The 19,311-nt window shown below is 68.1% G+C and carries 9 protein-coding genes and 1 tRNA gene; 5 read left to right on the forward strand and 5 right to left on the reverse strand.

Annotation, left to right across the window (positions count from 1 at the left end):
* Positions 1-33: 33 nt before the first annotated feature.
* A complete protein-coding gene (locus ACGFNJ_RS14125) occupies positions 34-762 on the forward strand; it encodes an ABC transporter permease (protein ID WP_393447840.1) in 729 nt (242 codons plus the stop codon).
* A gap of 58 nt (positions 763-820) precedes the next feature.
* Here ACGFNJ_RS14125 and ACGFNJ_RS14130 read toward each other — a convergent pair whose 3' ends face one another.
* Positions 821-2,113, reverse strand: coding sequence for a hypothetical protein (locus tag ACGFNJ_RS14130; RefSeq protein WP_393447141.1), 1,293 nt, complete (start codon positions 2,111-2,113; stop codon positions 821-823).
* Positions 2,114-2,349: 236 nt separating this feature from the next.
* On the opposite strand from ACGFNJ_RS14130, the gene ACGFNJ_RS14135 reads away from it, so the two are divergent.
* Positions 2,350-2,970: a TetR/AcrR family transcriptional regulator gene (locus ACGFNJ_RS14135; RefSeq protein ID WP_226887505.1), complete on the forward strand. Its 621-nt coding sequence runs from the start codon at positions 2,350-2,352 to the stop codon at positions 2,968-2,970.
* Between the two features lie 2 nt (positions 2,971-2,972).
* On the opposite strand, the gene ACGFNJ_RS14140 is transcribed toward ACGFNJ_RS14135, so the two are convergent.
* The 3 genes from ACGFNJ_RS14140 to ACGFNJ_RS14150 form a co-directional block, all read right to left on the reverse strand.
* Positions 2,973-3,788 (reverse strand): alpha/beta fold hydrolase, encoded by an 816-nt coding sequence (locus ACGFNJ_RS14140; RefSeq protein ID WP_393447143.1) that lies wholly within the window; start codon positions 3,786-3,788, stop codon positions 2,973-2,975.
* Positions 3,789-4,058: 270 nt separating this feature from the next.
* The gene (locus ACGFNJ_RS14145) at positions 4,059-4,496 is read right to left on the reverse strand and encodes a holo-ACP synthase (protein WP_069159786.1); all 438 of its coding nucleotides are present in this window, start codon (positions 4,494-4,496) and stop codon (positions 4,059-4,061) included.
* A gap of 10 nt (positions 4,497-4,506) precedes the next feature.
* A complete protein-coding gene (locus ACGFNJ_RS14150) occupies positions 4,507-13,872 on the reverse strand; it encodes a fatty acid synthase subunit beta domain-containing protein (RefSeq protein WP_393447146.1) in 9,366 nt (3,121 codons plus the stop codon).
* Between the two features lie 387 nt (positions 13,873-14,259).
* Between ACGFNJ_RS14150 and ACGFNJ_RS14155 the strand changes: the two genes are divergently transcribed.
* Positions 14,260-14,341, forward strand: a tRNA-Leu gene (locus tag ACGFNJ_RS14155).
* 578 nt (positions 14,342-14,919) lie between these two features.
* On the opposite strand, the gene ACGFNJ_RS14160 is transcribed toward ACGFNJ_RS14155, so the two are convergent.
* Positions 14,920-16,272 (reverse strand): lipase family protein, encoded by a 1,353-nt coding sequence (locus ACGFNJ_RS14160; RefSeq protein WP_393447148.1) that lies wholly within the window; start codon positions 16,270-16,272, stop codon positions 14,920-14,922.
* Between the two features lie 374 nt (positions 16,273-16,646).
* Between ACGFNJ_RS14160 and ACGFNJ_RS14165 the strand changes: the two genes are divergently transcribed.
* Both ACGFNJ_RS14165 and ACGFNJ_RS14170 read left to right on the forward strand, forming a co-directional pair.
* Positions 16,647-18,080 (forward strand): ATP-binding protein, encoded by a 1,434-nt coding sequence (locus tag ACGFNJ_RS14165; RefSeq protein ID WP_393447150.1) that lies wholly within the window; start codon positions 16,647-16,649, stop codon positions 18,078-18,080.
* Between the two features lie 78 nt (positions 18,081-18,158).
* Positions 18,159-19,199: a GlxA family transcriptional regulator gene (locus tag ACGFNJ_RS14170; RefSeq protein ID WP_393447152.1), complete on the forward strand. Its 1,041-nt coding sequence runs from the start codon at positions 18,159-18,161 to the stop codon at positions 19,197-19,199.
* Positions 19,200-19,311 lie beyond the last annotated feature (112 nt).

Below are 19,311 nucleotides of genomic sequence, written 5' to 3' on the forward strand. Positions count from 1 at the left end.
GCGCTGACCCGTTCCGCGCAGGACTCGGCCACCATGTTGAGCCGCAACCTGCGGCACACCCTGCGCAGCCCGGACACGGTGATCATGACCATCGCGCTGCCGATCATGATCCTGCTGATGTTCACCTACGTGTTCGGCGGCGCGATGAACGTCGACGGCGAATACATCGACTACGTCGTGCCCGGCATCATCCTGCTGTGTGCCGGATTCGGTTCGGCGACAACGGCGGTCAGCCTGTCCACCGATCTGTCCAACGGCATCATCGATCGCTTCCGCACCATGGCGGTGGCGCGCTCGTCGGTGCTGACCGGGCATGTGGCCGAAAGCCTGCTGCGCAATCTGATCACCACCACCTTGGTGATCCTGGTTGCGCTCGTGGCGGGCTTCCGACCGACCGGCGACCCACTGCGCTGGCTGGCCGCCTATGGCGTCATCGCGCTGTTCGTGCTCGCGCTGTCCTGGCTGGCGGCCGCGCTCGGGTTGCTGGCGAAGAATCCGGAGGCCGCGAACGCCGTCACCTTTGTCTTCATGTTCCTGCCGTATGTGAGCAGCGCCTTCGTGCCGCCGCATTCGATGCCTGCCGCGCTGCACTGGTTCGCCGAGAACCAGCCGGTGACTCCGGTGATCGAGACGTTGCGCGGGCTGCTCATGGGCACCCCGATCGGCAACAGCGCGTTGCTTGCCGTGCTCTGGTGCGCGGGCATTGCCGCAGTGGGTTATCTCGCAGCCGGAGTGCTGTACCGGCGCAAGACAACCCACTGAACGGCCACGAGGCCCGGCACCGAAGGGGGGTGACGGGCCTCGTGGTTGTCCGTATGCGTTATGTGGGCATCAGCTGCTGGGCCGCCCACTGCACCATCATCCGGAAGTGGTTGTCCCACCAGGTGTACGACTCCGGGGTGAACGCTTCCGGCGGCGGCTTCTCGCCGGGGAACAGCAACGACCCGTTCGGCGCGCCGACCTTGGTGGTCGGCGCAGGAAGACCGGAGCCGGAAAACAGTGGCGCCGCCGCGTTCGTCTCGGCGTCCCGCGCAGGCTCGGCGGGCACCAGCGACTCCGGCTGCTCCTGCGGGCCGATGCCCCACCGCTGGGCCGTGTACTGCGGCCCGACGTCGAGCGGATCGTCGATGGTGACGATGGTCAGATCCGGCACAGTGGGCCCGTGGATCGGGGCCCTACGGTCCGAGACCGCACCATCGGCGCCGTTGCGTCCCTCACCCGGCTTGCCCGCGCCACCGGTCTCGCTGCGGACCACCTTGGCGTCAGCGGTCACGTGGGCGTCCCTGACGACGGCGCCGGGTACCCGCGCCGAACCACCGGCCACGTAGACGCCACCGACGACCAAGCCACCCGCGAGCACGCTGGCCGCCGCGAAAACCGCGGTGCCACCTCGCACGCGCCGCACCCGCTCCTCGGGATCACCGACCCCGGCCACATCGGCCATGGCATACAGCGCGGCACCGGCCGCCGCACCGGCGGCCGCGGTCTTGCTGGGGATCACCGGCGCGCCGAAGCCGTCGACGGCCGCGATCACCGCGGGTTTGTTCGCGGCCGACCCGATCAACACCACGGCGTCCGGCCGGACCGCCGCGGCCTCGAACTGGTCCCATGCCGCCGTCACTGCGGCACCGAGCGACTCCGCGGTCGCGCCGCCCGCCTGGCTGAGCGAGGCGAGGATCCGGCGACGGCCACGGTCGATCAGCGTGAATGACTGATAGCCGGGCACGATCTCGCAGATCAGCAGATCGTCGAATTCGTCGAGCCAGCTCATCACGCCTGCCACGCTGAGGTGCGCGGTCTTAGGCGAGACGAGCGAGGCGGTGTGCCACCGTCCGGACGCCAAGCGGGTGACGATCGCGCGGCGCTCGGCGGCGTCCCGGTAGGTGACCGCCGCACCCGCGATCTCGTGGTCGGGGCCGAGCTCGGCGGCGAGTTCATCCATCACCGTCTCGACCGCTTCCGCCACATCGGCCTTGGTGTCACCGTGCGTCTGCTGCACCCGATGCAGCAGCACGCGCTCGGGTAGCCTCGCGCCGGTATCGGCGAAAGCTACCGCGTGCACGGCGCCACGTTCGGTGGAGACGCCGAGAGTTACCACTGATCGAGCTACCACTGATCGCGCCTTCCTGGTCCTTTCGCGCGTCCGAAGCCACGCGCGCTCGGTATGTGTTCGGTGCCATATTCGATCCGGATGGGTAGTGAAATCGGACAGAAGCGGAACACGCAGATGCCGTGCGCGTGTCGCCTGCGTATCCATACCGTTAGCCTGGATATGTGGAACTACGCGCGGAGCCCAGGAAACAGCGGCTGGACCCTGCGTTGGAGCTGCAGGACGACCCACAGGAGCTCATGCCGCGGCGACGGCCGACGCAGGAACGCAGCAAACGGAAGTTCGATGCGCTTTTACAGGCGTCAAGGGAACTTCTCGTCGAAGTCGGGTTCGAATCGTTCACCTGTGAAGAGGTGGCGGCGCGCGCCGAGGTTCCCATCGGCACGCTCTATCAATTCTTCGCCAACAAATATGTCATCGTCTGCGAGCTGAATCGACAAGACCTCGTTGCCGTTTCGCGCGAGCTCGCCGACTTCCACGGCGAGATCCCTTCGCTGGACTGGTTGCGGCACATGAATCAGTTCGTCGATCACATGGCGAACCTCTGGATGACCGACCCGTCGCGGCGCGAGGTGTGGCTCGCCATGCAGTCCACCCCGTCGACCCGCGCGACCGGCGCCATCCACGAGAAGGAATTCGCCGAGGTCGTCGCGCAGATGCTACGGCCGCTGACCCCGCGCACCCCGCGGGCGCGGCGCACCATGATGGCCGAGGTGCTGGTGCACGTCGTGTATTCGATGCTGAACTTCTCGGTGCAGGACGAGCAGAGCAATGCCGAGGCGGTCTCCGAACTCAAGCGACTGATGGTCGCGTATCTGCTGGTCGCCGAGAAGGAATCGCGCTCGGCCAGTCAGCGCTGAGGTCAGACGGCCGACTGCCGCACCGGGTGGGCCGGGGAGATCCCGTCCCGGATCGTGTCGACGATCAGCTGCGGGGCGTCCCACATGGGCAGGTGGCCGCACCCGGGCAGGATGATTTTCCTGGCGAGTGTCGGCAGTTCCGGGTAGTGCTTGCTGCGCGGCGGGACCATCCGGTCGAGGGCGCCGAACGCGACGGTCACCGGCACGGTGATCGCTTGCCCGCCTTGGAAACTCATGGACTTTGCCACCTGAAGCGCGCGCCGCAGGGTCGGACCGGATCGATCGAGATCGCGCGCTAGATCGATCGCCTCGGCCGGGCTCAGCTGTTGCGGCTTGGCAACCACCGGCCACAAGGTCAACGCGCGCATCATCTTTCGGCCGAGCAGGGCGCCAGCCCTGGTCCTGGTGAGCCGTGCGCCGAGTAGTCCGGTCCGGAATATCAACTGCAGCCGCAACGGCATTCCGTTGCGCCACAACCCCGCTGGCGAGAGAGCGACGACGGAGCTCGCGAGCCCGCGCTTCGCGGCCTCCAAGGCGACGAGCCCACCCAGGGAGTTGCCGACCAGATCCACCGGGCCGTTGATGCCGAGGCGACGCAATTCGGTGCCGAGTTCATCGGTGAGCCAAGGGAGATCGACTTCGACGTCCGGTCCGGGCGCGGGGGTTTCTCCGTGCCCGGGAAAATCGAGGGCAAGGACGCGCCGATCGACGCTCAACTGGTCGAGCACCGGCAGCCAGCAGCTCGCCGACGCACCGCCGCCGTGCAGCAGCACCAGCGGGCGCCCGGTGCCACGTTCGATGCGATTCCATCCGGTCATCGGCCAACTCCTCGATCGTTCGGTCGGGGGTGGGCGCAACCTTGCCGCACTCGGCGTGGAACACCGATGTTTGTCTAATTCTCTAAACGCACGACTAGGCCACGTTGCCCTGAAACCAGGATCGCCCGGCAGAATGACTGAAGACTATGGAATCGTAGCTCAAGTTTGCTGATGCTCTTTGTTGCTGATTACAAATCTTGGATATCCGTCGAGGTCATGACAATACTCGGCGCGTGCACGGCAACCGCCGCGCACGCGCCGAGAATCAGGTCAGTCCTGCCCTTCGCGACCCGCGATGAGGTCGGCTAACTCACCAGGATCTTCCAGCACCACCATCGCGGCAGCGGTGTCGCCGTCGTGGGTGAGCGACAGGTGCACCCGAGCGCGGGGCAGGAACTCGGCGGCCAAGCCGTGCAGCTTGATGCTCGGCCTACCCCACGCGTCGTTGACCACTTCGATGAGCGGATACGGGTTGTCCCCGATCTGTGGGCGACGGGCGAAGCGCGACGAGGCCCATGCCTTGATCACCGCCTCCTTCGCCGCCCACCGCACCGCGTAACTGCGTGCCGGGTCGGTCCCCTTGCTCTGACAGTAGCGCCGCTCTCCTGCCGTGAAACTCTCGCGGAGCATCGTGGTTCCGGCACGTTCGAGCTGTTCGGCGAACTCGGAGATGGTCACCAAGTCCAAGCCGATACCGAGGATCGTCATACGCCGGAGCCTACGAGGTGCTCTGGTCGCCGGGGCGCGAACCATCCCCGGCAGCCAACATCCCGGCGCCACAACCGAACCCGTCCGCCCGATACTTGCCCTCGCCGTTGAGGCGCGCGTCGGTCGACAGCAGCACGTCGGCTTCCAGCTGACGCGCCTGCTTGGCAGGCGTGCCGTCGCCACCGAGACGACGGTCCGCCGGACGCTCGTACAGCGGCGCCCCGCCACACATGGCCTCGGTGAACCGCTGCCGCCCCGCCAGCTGACGCTGCTGCGCCCGCGCCTGGTAGTCCGCGCGCCGCGCCGGGTCGATCGCCTGGATGAACGCCTCCGGATGCACCACCGCGACAAGGCCGTTGACGTGGCCGAAGCCGAGCGAGGTCAGCAGGCCCGCCTTGAGCGCGAACCGCTCGCCGAAGCGCAGCGTCTCCCGCGCCCACACCAGGTGCGGGTAGGCCTGCATCTTCTCGTCGACACAGTCGAGGCTCCGATTCGGCGGCACCACACCGTTTTCCAGCACCTGGCACAGGCCGATCAGCTGGAACGCGGCCGCGCCGCCCTTGGCGTGCCCGGTCAGCGCCTTCTGCGAGATCACGAACAGCGGTGCGCCGTCGGAACGTCCGATGGCCGAGGCGAGCCGCTCGTGCAGCTCGGACTCGTTCGGGTCGTTCGCCGCGGTGGACGTGTCGTGCTTGGACAGCACCGCGATCTCGTCCGGCCCGACACCGAGCTTGCGCAGCTCGGCGGCGAACCGGGATTCGCGGCCGCCACGCCCCGCACCGAGCGCACCGAGGCCGGGCGCAGGGATAGAGGTGTGCACGCCGTCGGCGAAGGACTGCGCGAAGGCGACAACGCCGAGCACCGGCAGGCCCATTTCCACCGCAACGTCACCGCGAGCGAGCAGCACGGTGCCGCCACCCTGCGATTCCACGAAGCCGCCGCGGCGGCGATCGTTGGCGCGGGAGAAGTACCGGTCGCTGATGCCCTTGGCGCGCATGGCCGCCGAGTCCGCGGTGGCCGACATGTCGCCGAAGCCGACGATGCCCTCGATGCCGAGATCGTCGAAGCCGCCTGCCACAACCACTTCGGCCTTGCCGAGGCGGATCTTGTCGACGCCCTCTTCCACCGACACCGCGGCGGTGGCGCACGCCGCCACCGGGTGCACCATCGCGCCGTAGCTGCCGACGTAGGACTGCACCACATGCGCGAGCGCCACGTTCGGCAGCGCCTCCTGCAGGATGTCGTTCGGTCGCGACTCGCCGAGCAGGTTGTCGACGTAGAGCGAGCGCATCGAGGACATGCCGCCCATGCCGGTGCCCTGAGTGTTGGCGACCAGGCTCGGGTGCACCCAGCTCATCAGCTCGGCCGGACTGAAGCCGGAGCTGATGAACGCGTCGACCGTGCAGACGACGTTCCAGAGGGCAACGCGGTCAACGGAATTCGCCATCTCGGCGGAGATGCCCCAGATGGTCGGATCCCAGCCGGTGGGGATCTGGCCGCCGACGGTGCGCGACAGCTTCGCCTTGCGCGGCACCCGAATCTCGGTGCCCGCCTTGCGAGTCACCACCCAGTCGGCCGAATCGGCGACCGGAACGATGACCGTGTGCTCGGGGTCGGCCTCGTGGAAGGCGCGGGCCTCGGCCTCGCCGCCGACCGTGAAGGTGAGGTCCTGGTCGAGGAACACCGACGTCATCAGCGGCGCGGTGTTGTCGATCATCGCGCCGTCGTCGCCGTAGCGGCGCACGCCGCAGCGGGCGACCACGGCGTCGTGGTACTTCTCGGCCAGCTCGTGTTCGGGTACGTAGTCACCGGATTCGGCGTCGTACCAGCCGGGCTTGGGGTCGTTCTCCCAGGTGACCAGGCCGGTGGTCCAGGCGAGCTCGAGCACGCCAGCGGCCGAGAGCTCGTCGTCGACCTCCATCTCGAACCGGGTGCGCGCCGAGCCGTAGGGGCCGAGCTCGCCGGCACCGACGATCACCACCATGTCCGCGAGATCGGTGCTGACCGTGCCCCATTCGGGGACAGGAAGCACCGAGGACATGGTCGGCGGCGCGGGCAGCGCCGAAATCGTCACGCCGGCCTCGGCTGTCGCTTCGTCGGCCGCCGCCTGCTCCGCGGCCTGCTTGGCCAGCGCGGGCAGATCGAGCTTGGCACTGGCCAATCCGCCGGTCAGGTCGATCTGTTGCGGGCCTGCCAGGGTGACCTGGCGAGCGCGCGAGGTGCACCACTTGAGCAGCTCGTCGGCCATCTCGCTGGTGGACCAGGTCTGCACGCCCGCCTGCTCGACGGCCGCGACCATCGGGTCGTTGTGGCCCATCAGGCCGGTGCCGCGCACCCAGCCGATCAGCGCGTGCACCAACGTGACCCGGGTGGACCACGACTTCTCGGCCCGCCACTTGGTGACCACCGCGTCGAGGGCAGCCTTGGCCTCGCCGTAGGCGCCGTCGCCGCCGAAGAGCCCGCGGTTGGGCGAACCCGGAAGCACCACATGCAGTTTCGCGTCGACGTCGTGGTCGGCGCCGAGGGTGGACAAGCCACCGATCAGCCGCTCGACCGACCAGAGCAGCACGCGCATTTCCATTTCCGCACGGGCCCCCGCGTCGGAGAGGTCGCCTGCCACCCGCGGCGCCGCGAACGGCAGCAGCATGGTCGGCGTCATCGCGTCCTTGGTCTTGATCTTCGCGCCACCCGCGTTGTCGACCTGTTCGGTGCCGACCCAGTCGATAAGCGCGTCGATGTCCTGGTAGGACGCCATGTTCGCGGGCACGATCCAGAGGGCGGCGCCGTGGCGGGCGTTGTCCCGGTACAGCTTCCGGTAGAAGCCGAGCCGCTCGTCGTCCAGGCGCGAGGTGGTGACCACCACGGTCGCGCCGCCGCCGAGCAGGCGCCCGGTGACCGCCGCCGCAATGGAACCCTTACTGGCGCCGGTGATCACCGCGATGTCGCAGGACCACTGACCCGGCTCCTCGGTGCTCGCCGCGGCAGCGGCGATTTGCTCGTAGACGCCCGCCAGCACCGAGCGTGCCTCGTGCTTGGCCCGCTCGCGCCACCAGTTGGCCTGCGCGGCAACGGCGTCGCCCGCACCCACGTACCCGTTCAGCGGCAGCTCCGCGGTCTCGGCGTCGACGCCGAGCCACAGCCTGGCCAGATCCTCGCGGGCAGTGGCCCAGCGGTCGTCGAGCAGGACGGCCTTGCGAGCGTCGAACGCGGGCGCGACCAAACGCGGCCAGTCCGAACCCAATTCGGCCGCGACCAGGTTGACCAGCGAGTCGTCGGTGGCCTCGGGCGCGGAGATCTGCTCGGTCAGGCCGAGCTGCTCGAGCACCACCCGCGCTGCCGTGGCGAGCACGCCGTCGCGGCCGGTGATCTGCTCGGTGAACTCGCCGAGCGCGGCAGCGTCGACGGTGCCACCGCCGCCACCGCCAGCCGAAGGCAGCGAGACCGCGATACCGCGGCGGGCCGCGACGGCCTGCACGGCGGCGTCGATCGCCGCGTCGACCGAGGCGCCGTCGCTCAGCGCGCCGGAGACCAGCCCGCCGAGGTCGCCACCGCGGACGCTGGCGCCCTCGCGGGTGCCGAGGGAGACCTCGGCGGTGACATGGCTGCCCCAGCCGTCGCCGAGCTGCCACACCTTTGTGACGCGCTCAGCGATGGCGGCCGGGCGCTTGCCCGACGGTCCGAATACCTTGCGCAGGTGATCGCCGATCGAATCGGCGAGCACCGAGCCGAACGGCTTGTAGGTGCGGGCCAGCCGCTCCACCGTGGCCGACAGCGCGCCCATGTCCGCATCGGCGGCACCGTCGATGGCGCCGAGCGAGAGCTCGGAGCCGAGGTCGACGAGCAGCTGGTTGCGGCGCGAGGAGACGCCGTCGCACAGGCCCTCGATGGTGTCGACCGGGCCGATCTGGTCCAGCCGCAGCTTGGTCCAGAGCGCGATGAGCACCCGGGTGGCGTCGGCTGCGGTGAACACGATGTCGTCCGGACGCGGGCCACCGGTCGGGGCGGCCACCGGAGCGGCGGCCACCGGGGCGGCCTGCGGTGCGGCCGAAGCGGTTTCGACGATCTCGTCGGCGGGCTCGTCGACCGGCGCGGGATCGGTGTCGGTGGCGTACACGACGCCCGCCTCGCGCTCGATGTTGAGCACCTCGACCGTCGCGCCGCTGAACGCGGGCAGCTTCAGTGTCTGGCTGGCCAGGTTCACCACGGTCGGGGTTGCGCCCAAACCGATTTCGACGAACCGCTCCACCCCGAGGCCGCCGTGCGCGGCATCGGTGAACAGCAGGTCCTGGGTCTCGATCCAGCGCACCGGGCTGGCGAACTGCCAGGCGAGCAGCTCGATCAGCACCACGCGGCACAGGTCGGCCGGGCGGGCCGCCCACGACTCGAAATCGTTGAGCGCCTCGGCAAGTGGCTCCGAGGGCACCAGATCCGCGATCTCCTGGATGAATGCGCGCTCGAGCGAGAACGGGCGCGGCACCAGGTTCGGGATGTAGCGCCCGACCAGGATCTCCGGGTGCAGGTCCTCGGGCAGCAGCTGGGCGAGCTTGGTCCGGAACTCCGGAACACCCTTGCGCAGCACCGTCGAATGGAACGGCACGTCGATGCCGGGCACCAGGATAAACGCCCGCTTGCCGCCGAATTCGGCACGGCGCCGGTCGATCTCGGTCTCCAGTGCTTCCAGCCCGGCCACCGTGCCCGCGATCGCGTACTGCGAGCCGCGCAGGTTCAGGTTGACGACCTCGAGGAACTCGCCGGTCTGCGCGCCGATGCCGGAGACGAAACCGATCACCTCGTCATCGGGCAGCCCGATCTGCGAGGGACGGATGGCCGCCATCCGATAGTTGCTGCGACCCTGGGCATCACGCGGCACCAGCTCGTGCATCGCGGAGCCACGCTGGAACACCACCTCGAGCACCGCCTCGAGCGGCAGCACCCCGGCGACCGCGGCGAGCGCGTTGTACTCACCGACCGAGTGCCCGGCCAGCATCGAGCCCTCGACGAAGGCTCCTGCCTCGCGCAGCTCGGCGACCTGAGCGACACCGAGCACCGCCATGGCGACCTGGGTGAACTGGGTCAGGTGCAGCACGCCGTCCGGATGCCGGTGCTCGACACCGCGCGCCTTGAGGTAGGTCGGGTTGTCGCGAACCACGGCAAGGATGGAGAAGCCGAGCGCGGCCCTGGTGTGCTTGTCGGCGCGCTCCCAGATCGCCTTGGCGGCCTTCGAGCGGGTGCGCGCGTCCAGGCCCATGCCCTTGCGCTGGATGCCCTGGCCCGGGAACGCGTAGACCGTCCGCGGCGCGGCGGTGCGCCCGGTCGCGGTCATCACCAATTCGCCTGCGGCGCGGCAAGATACCTCGACGATCTCGGCGCCCGCGTCGACCGCGATCCGCTCGACGCGCACGTCGATCTGCGCGCCGGGGCGAACCATGCCGAGGAACCGGGTGGTCCACGCCGTCACGGTCCGCGCGGGGACCGCGCTCGACGGGTCGATCGCCGACACCGCGTGCTGCGCGGCGGCCGAGAGCCACATGCCGTGCACGATCGGGCTGCCGAGCCCGGCGAGCTTGGCGGCGGAATCGCTGGTGTGGATCGGGTTGTGGTCGCCGGAGACAGCAGCGAACGCGTGCATGGCGCGCGGCGCGACCATCGTGACATCGCGCCTGCGGCGGCGCGGGGTGTCGATGGCAGCCTCGGACACGGCGCCCGCCGCGCGCGGCGGATCGGTCAGCTCGCCCGCACCGTTGCGGCCGCGAATGGCGAAACGCTCGACGAGCGTGGCGACCTTCGGCATGGACAGGCCGGTTTCCGGCTTGTCCAGCATGCCGGTGATCTGCACCCGCACCTCGACCACGCGGCCGAGGTCGGTGTCGAGCGCCTCGCCCGCGGTCGCCCGCACCACCAGAACACTGGGGCTGGTGGGCAATTCGCCGGCCAGCTCGATCTGGTGGTCCAGGTGGACCAGGTCGAGCATGCCCTCGATGACGCCGACGCCGTCCGTGGCGCGTGCCTCGCCGAGCACCGCGAACACCGCGGGCCAGCAGGCGCCGACCAGGACGTCGGGCGCGGTGCGGCCGAGCGTGCTCAGCGCCGCGGGCAGGCCGGAACCGGTGACGCCCGCGTGATCGGCGATGAGGTCGGGGGTCCACGCAATGTTCAGGTGCGCGGTCCCGCCCTTCACCTCGGGCAGCGACTGCCCGGCGGCGACGGCGAGCAGCGCGGTCATCGACTCGTGCGCGTCGGCGACGGTGACGACGGGGGCGCCGCCGTTGAAAGTGGAGGTCGGCACGGTGATGCGAATGCGAACGACGTTGCTGCCCAACAGCGGAACGGTCAGCTCGACGTAGGCATTGTCGGCATCCGGGCCGGTGGTTTCGGTGAGCGTCGCCCCGCTCGGCGGGTGCACGGCGCCCTTGCCGTCCACGGTCCAGTCGGCGTGGTCGCCGAGCCGGTGCACCGGGTTGACGGTGGTGCGTCCGGCCCATTCGATGTCCGGCGCGGCAAGCACCGTGTCGATGGGGCCGGTGGTCACGCCTGCGACGCGGCGGGCGTCGACGGCCACCGGCACGACGCCTGCGCGCACCAGCGAGTACGCGGTGTCCTGCTCGAAACGGTCGAGCAGTTCGCCGACCGGCTCGTCGACGCGGGTGATGCCTGCGACGGCGACGGTGCCGGGGATGACGCAGACCTGATCGGCCGAGTAGCGCGGATCATGGGCCTGCCACAGCGAATCCGAGCGCCACCAGCGGCGCACATCGCCGTCGACGACAGGCACGAAGTTGACCGGCTTGCCGGGGGTCTTGCACAGCGTGACGAAGAACGGGACGTCGGCCGGGTGCAGCAGGGTCTGCTCGGCGGCCGGGTACTGCTCCTTCAGCGCGCACAGGGCGGCGACCGGGTTCTCGAACGCGGCGTCGTCGGCGAACAGCGTCGGGATCTCACCGCGGTCGGCCGGATGCAGGCGAGATTCGGTGCGGCGCATCATCTCCGCGAACCGGTCGCGCCAGGTGATGTCGAGCCACACCGAGCGGGTGGCGTCGGCGATCGCCTCGCCGAGATCGGTGCCGCAGTCGAAGTCCTTGCGGCGGTCCAGACCGACGGCCAGCTCGACGTAGCGCTCGAGCCAGTCCTGGTAGGTCATCGACGCCACATCGCCGAAATACGGCTTGGCCGTGGCGTTCAGGGCCGCGATGATCTCCTCGCGGCGGGCGGCGACGGCGTCGGCGTCACCGGCGACCTCGTCGAGCAGCCGGCCGGTCCGCGAGGCGGCATTGTCGATCTCGTGGATGTCGGCGCCCAATTGGCTACGGCCCGAGGCCATTCCGCCGGACGCGGTGCCCGCGCCGACCCAGTCCGGGGTGCCGGGGGTGTCGACGAGCAGCTGCTTGACTTCGGGGGCGGTGGTCGCCTCCAGCGTGGCCATCGCCGCGGTGCCGACCAGCACACCGTCCAGCGGCATCACCGGGTAGCCGTGCTGTGCCGCCCACTCGCCGGTGAGGTATTCCGTTGCGCGCTCGGGGGTTCCGATGCCGCCGCCGACGCAAACCACCACGTTCGCGTGGTTGCGCAGTTCGGCGTAGGTCTCGATCAGCAGGTCGTCCAGGTCTTCCCAGGAGTGGTGCCCGCCTGCCTTGCCGCCCTCGATGTGCATGATCACCGGGTAGTCCGGCACCTCGGCGGCGATCCGCAGCACGGCCCGGATCTGGGCGACGGTGCCCGGCTTGAAGGCGACGTGCGAGATGCCGACCTCGGTGAGCTCACCGATCAGCGCGACGGCCTCTTCGAGCTCCGGAATGCCCGCGGTGACAATGACTCCGTCGAACGGAGCGCCCGCGGTGCGGGACTTCTGCACCAGGCGCTTGCCGCCGAGCTGCAACTTCCACAGGTAGGGGTCGAGGAACAGCGAGTTGAACTGGACCGCGCGACCCGGCGCAAGCAGCGTCTTCAGCTCGGCCACCCGGTCGGCGAAGATCTGCTCGGTCACCTGGCCGCCACCGGCCAGCTCGGCCCAGTGGCCCGCATTCGCGGCGGCCGCAACGATTTTCGCGTCGACGGTGGTCGGCGTCATGCCTGCGAGCAGGATCGGCGAGCGACCGGTGAGCCGGGTGAACGCGGTCTCCACCACGATCCGCCCGTTCGGCAACCGGACCGGGCGGGGTGCGAAGGTCTGCCACGGCGCTGCCGTCTCCGGTGCGGCGCCGGGGGTGAGCAGGCTGCGCTGCCCGGTCCTGGTCGCGGCGGCCACCATGCCGACGCCGGTGCCCTTGAGCGAGCCGCCGGTGACGCGGGACAGCAGATCGCCGGGGCCCATGTCCAGAATCCATTGCGCGCCTGCGGCAACCACGCCGTCGACGACCTCGACCCAGTCGATCGGATCGACCAGGATCTCCTGGGTGAGCGCACCTGCCAGCGCCGCGTCCACGCCGCACTGGTTCGCCCACGAGGTCACGAGGTCCACCGTGTCGGCCAGGGCCGGGTGGTGGAACGCGACGTCGACGAGAACGTCCTCGAAGACCGGTGCGAAGATCGCGCCGCCACGTTGCTTGGCCTCACGCTCGCGGGCCTGTTCGTCATGGATCCTGGCGCAGGCCTGGCGCACTCGCTCCAGCTGGGCAGGCGGGCCCGAGAGCACCGCGCGCCTGCGTCCGTTGCGGATCGAGACCACCGCAGCCGCGGCCGGGTCGACGCCTTCGGACACCTCGGCGACGACGGCACGCAACTGCTCGGGGTCCACGTTCGACACTGCGACCATCGGCGAACGCTCGCCGATCGGCATCAGTCCGCGCCTGCGGGCCACCAAACCGGCCGCCGCGCCGATCAATTGGCCGATCGCCAGGATCTCGGCGTCGCGCTGCCCGCCGGACTCGACGGCCGTGGCCGCCAGCCTGCCCTGCGAGTGCCCCACAATCGCCACCGGCGCGTGCACAGCCGCATCCAGCCCCTGGAGCCGCAGCGCGCGCACCGCAGCCAGCTGCGAGAGCAGCACGCCGGGCATCGATACCGCCGCAGAGCGAAGCACCTGCGGGGACGGGGCCGCCGAGATCTCGCCCTGGTCGGTGTCGACCAGTTCGTCCTCCAGCATCCAGCCGATCGGGTCGAAGCCGACCGGCCTGACCACGAGCAGTTGGGCCGCAACGGGTTCGAGCAGCGCTTCCGCCTCGTTGACCAGTGCGGTCAGTTCGGGCTCCAGCGCGCTGTCGCGGCCGATCTCTTCCAGTTCATCGAGCCACTGGGCGCCCTGTCCGCCGAAGGCAAGCGCGTACGGGATGCCGCTCAGCAGCCGATCCAGCAGAGGCGCCCTGGTTCCGCCCGCTTGGGCGGATGCAACCGCCTTCGCGCTCTGTCCGGTACCGGTCTCGGTGCTCTCGTTGATCGTCAAGTCGGTTCGACTTCCTTCTCCTGGCGGCATGCCCTCCGAGGCACGCCGCTCCCTCCGGTGCGCAGGTGTTCCTCAGCGTTGGGGCCTGATAACGGCGAGGATTCCACAGAATCATGAGGAAATCCTCACGTTTGCTCGCCGCCCGAGGCTCTACCGCCGAGTATTTAGGTACTGCCGTACCAGAATCGCGCCGAACATGACCCTCCCTCATGTTTGAAGCCGCTGGTCTGTCCGGTTACTAACGCGTACGAAACATGAGCGCTCCTCATGTTGACAGTTATCAAATCGTTATAATCCCTGGTAGGGTTACTCGTCAGTACGCCACGCCCGCCCGGAGCTTCGCGAAGTCGGTCAAGCCCGGTAGAGTTTGCACGGTCGTACCATCACGCGCGAGTGGCGAAATTGGCAGACGCGCCAGATTTAGGTTCTGGTGTCCACGGACGTAGGGGTTCAAGTCCCCTCTCGCGCACCCACGGCGCCCCTCGGGGCACCACAACGGAACCCGCGTTCCAGCGAGCGGGACTCACCCGGTAGAACCGCACTGAACTGCAAAGACGCCCCGGAGCATGCTCCGGGGCCGCTCAGCGCTTACTTCCGTCCCGAATCAATGGGCCACGATCCGCCGCGCGGGCGACGATTCCGTAGACGCGCCAACGGTCAGCAACGGACAGACTCGTCGCCTCCCCACCGCCCCTACCCCGTTGGTAGCGCTCCCCTATGACCGCGACGACGTACCGGCGTGTCGCCCATCATCGATGCTCACCAATTCCCCATCCAGCACACCCCGAGCAGACTAAGATGATTGCCCAAAAATCGCCGGTCGCCGGTTTCGCCCTCTATGTCCACCTCTGCATAGTCCCCCGACCGTTCAGTTTCCTGACTGCGCCCGCGATCTCAGTCACATCGCCGCCCCCACCAGTGAACTGTCGGTGATGACTCGATGAGTGCTGGCGCCTGCCCCGGACCCCACCGCGCGGCGCCCGGCGACCGGACTCCGACTCGTCCAGGTCGATCTGCGGGCAGGGTCGCCGCCTGTGCGGCGCTGAGTCACCGTTCGCCGGGTATCGAGGTACAGGTTCCGGTCGCGGGCACACCACGCAATCGCTGATCCAGCCAATCCATGGTGGCGCCATAGGAGCTGACATAGGCGGCCAGATGATCACCGCCGACGATATTCGACGTCGCCGCCACGCCCAGCGCACATTGGTCGCGCCAGAGCTGCGCGGCCTCGGACGCGGGAATCCACGGATCATGGACACCGTGGTAGATGAACAGCGGCACTCCCGATTTCCGGCCGTCCATACTCAGATGTTGGAAGATCGCCTCGGCTGCCCTGCTGTCGAGCGGCTTATCGATTGTCGCCACCGCATCGAACGGGATCGGCATTACTCCGAGGGCACCGAAGCTACCGCTGCAGTTTTCCTTGAGGGGTGACGTCGCCACCCATTGCGCCGCATGGTTCATCAGGCCGAGGATTTCGGGATGTTCCCGGCCGAGTGCGAGCACGGTGGTGAGGACGAACGCGGAGATATAGGAACCGTCGAAAACGTGCGCGAAGCGGCGATAGTCGGTGATCAACCCACCGAAGCTCGCACCACCGAAATGCGGGACCAGTTCCGGCGCGTATTCCTGCACCAGCACGGCTGCGGCGTGCGACGCAATGGCGCCGCCGGAGTACCCGGTCGAGGCGAAATTGCTCTCGCCGAACTGATCCGGTGCGAAATTGCGGACCGCGCGGATGGAGTCGAGCAGGTTGTGTCCGGCGACCGTCGGCTCCGAATACGCCATCAGGGGACCCTCGTGGTCGGGGATGACCAGCGCGTAGCCATGCTCCATCGCCCAGGTGGTCGGCGACGGTGTGAAGTCGTTGCCGGTAGGGACCTCCATGCCATGGGAGAGCACGTAACCGGGGGTGCAGCGCTTGTTCAGCGCGTTGGTGGCCGGTGCGTTCACCAGGATGGGCTGGCCGCCGGGCGCGGTCCATGGGGTGGGCGGAAGCACCAATGTCGCCGTGCCGATGGATGGCTCACCCGCAGAGTTGGTGGTGCGGAATTTCAGCAGAGTGGCACGTGAAATGGTGGTGAGGTTCAGCAGGAGCATCGTCGGCGTTGCGGTCGCCGTGACGTCTCGCCACTCCAGAATGTCGCCAGGCGCATAACGGGCGAGATCCGCGGGCCAAGTGTCGAACAGTGGGTCACCGGTCGGTGCGGACTGCAGCGCTTTCCAGAGCATCGTCAGTTCTTGTGGCAGATCACTCGGCGCCCCAAGGGGCTTTGCCGCTTGCGGCAGCATTTTCGTCGGTGCGGGAATATGGGTTTCGATCCACTGCTGGAACGGGTTCGGACCTTCCTCCCCGCGCAGGGACGGGTCGGACGATATCGAATATTCCGGCGTATCCACCTCAGCTCGGGCAGGTATCTGCCCGGCAGTAATGGAAAGACCCAGAACTATAGTCGCCACAGTCAGCAGATGCTTCACGAGTCATCAAATTACGTCATCAATGCGCGCAAACGTGAGATTTACGAACCCCTGCAATTCCGCGCGGTTCGAGGCGGCCGAACGCCGCGATCCGAAGATCTGTGCCGGCCCCGAGATCATCCCGGCACATTGGCGTCGGCAGCACGTCAACAATTGCGGAGAAGCGCGCATCCTTTGGACACTCCCCCGCCACACCGACATGCGGTGACGAACACCGGCGTCGCCTCGACCGTCGGAGCCTAAGTTAGATAGCATCTAACTTAGATAGCATCTAACTTAGATGACGGGAGTCGTTGATGGAGTTCACAGGTAGAGCAACCGACCTCGACCTGCTGGGCCGTCAGTTGGCACTGACCGTCGGCGACAAGGGCGACACACAGGGTCGAGCAGTGATCGTGACCGGGCGGCGCCGGGTGGGTAAATCACGGCTGGTCCAGGAGTTCTGCGATAGGTCCGGCCGGGAGTACGTCGTTTTCCAGGCCACTCGAGGACGCAATCCCGTGGCAGAGCGCGATGATTTCATCGCCACCATCACTCATTCCGCGTTGGGCCAGGCAGAGCTGATCGCTGGGCTACATGCCTCGGACTGGAATCAGGCGCTGCGCGCGCTGGCCATCGCCTTGCCCGATGACAGGCCCACGATCGCCGTCATCGACGAAGTGCCTTGGCTGACCGAAAAAAACGCCGAGTTCGAAGGTGCACTACAGACGGTCTGGGACCGCCAGCTGTCCGCTAAGCCTGTCCTGTTGGTGCTGGTCGGCAGTGACATTTCGGTCATGGAAGCACTGCAGTCTCGCGACCGCCCGTTCTTCGGCCGAGCGACGAAGATGACCGTCGAACCGTTGCATCTGGCCGACGTTGCGGCCATGACCGATCTCGACGCCGCCGCTGCCGTGGACGCGCTGCTGATCACCGGCGGGTTCCCTGAAATCGTCCAGTCGTGGGAACCGGGAATGAGCAGAACCGAGTTCCTGCGAGCATCCACCACCAATCCCCTCTCACCGCTGTTGGTGGCCGGCGAGCTGTCTCTGCTCGGGGAGTTTCCCGAAGCATCACGCTCGCGGGCGGTACTCGAAGCCGTCGGCACCGGCGAACGCACCTTCAGCACCATCGCCGCCCAGGCCGGCAGCTCGGGCGCGCTGCCAGCAGGAACCCTCACCCCGCTACTGAACACCCTGCAGGCCAAACGAATCGTCGCTGCGGACCTGCCGCTCTCCACGAAACCTGACACCAAGAACAAGCGCTACCGCATAGCCGATTCCTACCTACGCTTCTGGCTGGCGTTCCTGCAGCGAGGCATTCCGCTCATCGAACGTGGCCGCGGAGACCTCGCCCTGACTCGGATCGAACGCTCCTGGACCACGTGGCGCGGACGCGCCGTGGAACCACTCATCCGGCAATCGCTGCTACGCATGGTGCCCAACGACCAATGGCCCGAAACCGAAGCGATCGGCGGCTGGTGGAACCGCCAGAACAACCCCGAAATCGACCTCGTCGGCACCGACCGTGAACCCGTCGCCACAGCCATACAGTTCATCGGCTCCATCAAATGGCAAGACGACCGCAGCTTCGACCGGCACGACTATGACGCGCTCACCCGAACAATCCTGTCGGTGCCAGGCACCGACATCCACACACCCCTGATAGCCGTATCACGCTGCGGCGTCGAGCCTGGCCTACCGCTGGCAACACACTGGGGGCCAGAAGATCTCGTCAACGCCTGGCACTAACCGTGGTGGTGGGGTGTCCTGAAAGGTGGGAGATGTGGCCTTGTGGTCATGGCGAATGGCCGTGACATATTGGGAGGTATGCGAACTCGACGGGTGCTCTTCGTCACGTACCCGGGAATGCACAGCCTGGATCTGACCGGTCCGTTGGAAGTGTTCGTCAATGCGAACGACTATCCGCCGGCGGGGTTTCGCGGTCCCGCATACGACGTGGCCACCGGGAGCCTCGGCGGCCTGCCGGTGCGGACCTCCAGTGGTCTGCAGATCACCCCCGATGTCGATCTCGCCGCCGTCGCGGACCTCGACATGCTGGTCGTCCCAGGTGGATTACAGGGCGGCCTCCCCGATCCACCGGTCATCGAGTGGCTACGCCAGCACGGCTCCCGTGCGCGGCAGTTGGTTTCGGTATGCACGGGTACGTTCTTGCTGGCTGAGGCCGGTCTGCTGGCGGGTCGCCGGGTCACAACGCATTGGGCCAAATGCGAGCAACTGGCTACCGAATATCCCGACCTGCACGTGCTGCCCGAGCCGATCTTCGTGCGCGAGGGCCCCATCGCGACCTCGGGCGGGGTGACCGCGGGCATCGACCTGGCACTCGCTCTGGTCGAGGAGGACTGCGGCCGGGACACGGCATTGGCCGTCGCTCGGGACATGGTGATGTTCCTGCGGCGACCAGGAGACCAATCGCAGTTCAGCGTCCAGTTGGCGACTCAGATGGCCCAGCGCCGGCCGGTCCGCGACGTTCAGCAGTGGATCGCCGAGCATCCCGAAGCGGATTTATCGCTGGCCGCCCTCGCGCAACGGGCCAGTATGTCGCCGCGCCACTTCACGAGGGCGTTCACCGCCGAGGTCGGGATGTCCCCTGGACGCTATGTGGAGCGGGTGCGCATCGAAGCGGCGCGGCGTCGGCTCGAAGACACCAGGGACAGCATCGAGGCGACCGCCCGTGCCTGCGGATACGGCACACCCGAGACGATGCGCCGAGCATTCGTCCGTGCGCTCAGCGTCAGCCCGGCCGAGTATCGGCGCCGGTTTCAGCCGATGCACCCGCAGCTGGGCAGGCACGAAACCGATTCGCGGGTACCGCCGGTTTCGGCTACTGTCGGCGACGATCGCGTATAGGGTTCCGCGCGCACACCGCTTGAGCGACAACATAATCAGGTGTGCGTGGACTGGACCGAGCTACGCCTCGGCGGCCAGGGAACTGGCCCCACCGCCGACATCTGAAGGGATA

Origin of the sequence: Nocardia sp. NPDC049149, assembly GCF_043197455.1 — a bacterium.
Taxonomy (GTDB): Bacteria; Actinomycetota; Actinomycetes; order Mycobacteriales; family Mycobacteriaceae; genus Nocardia.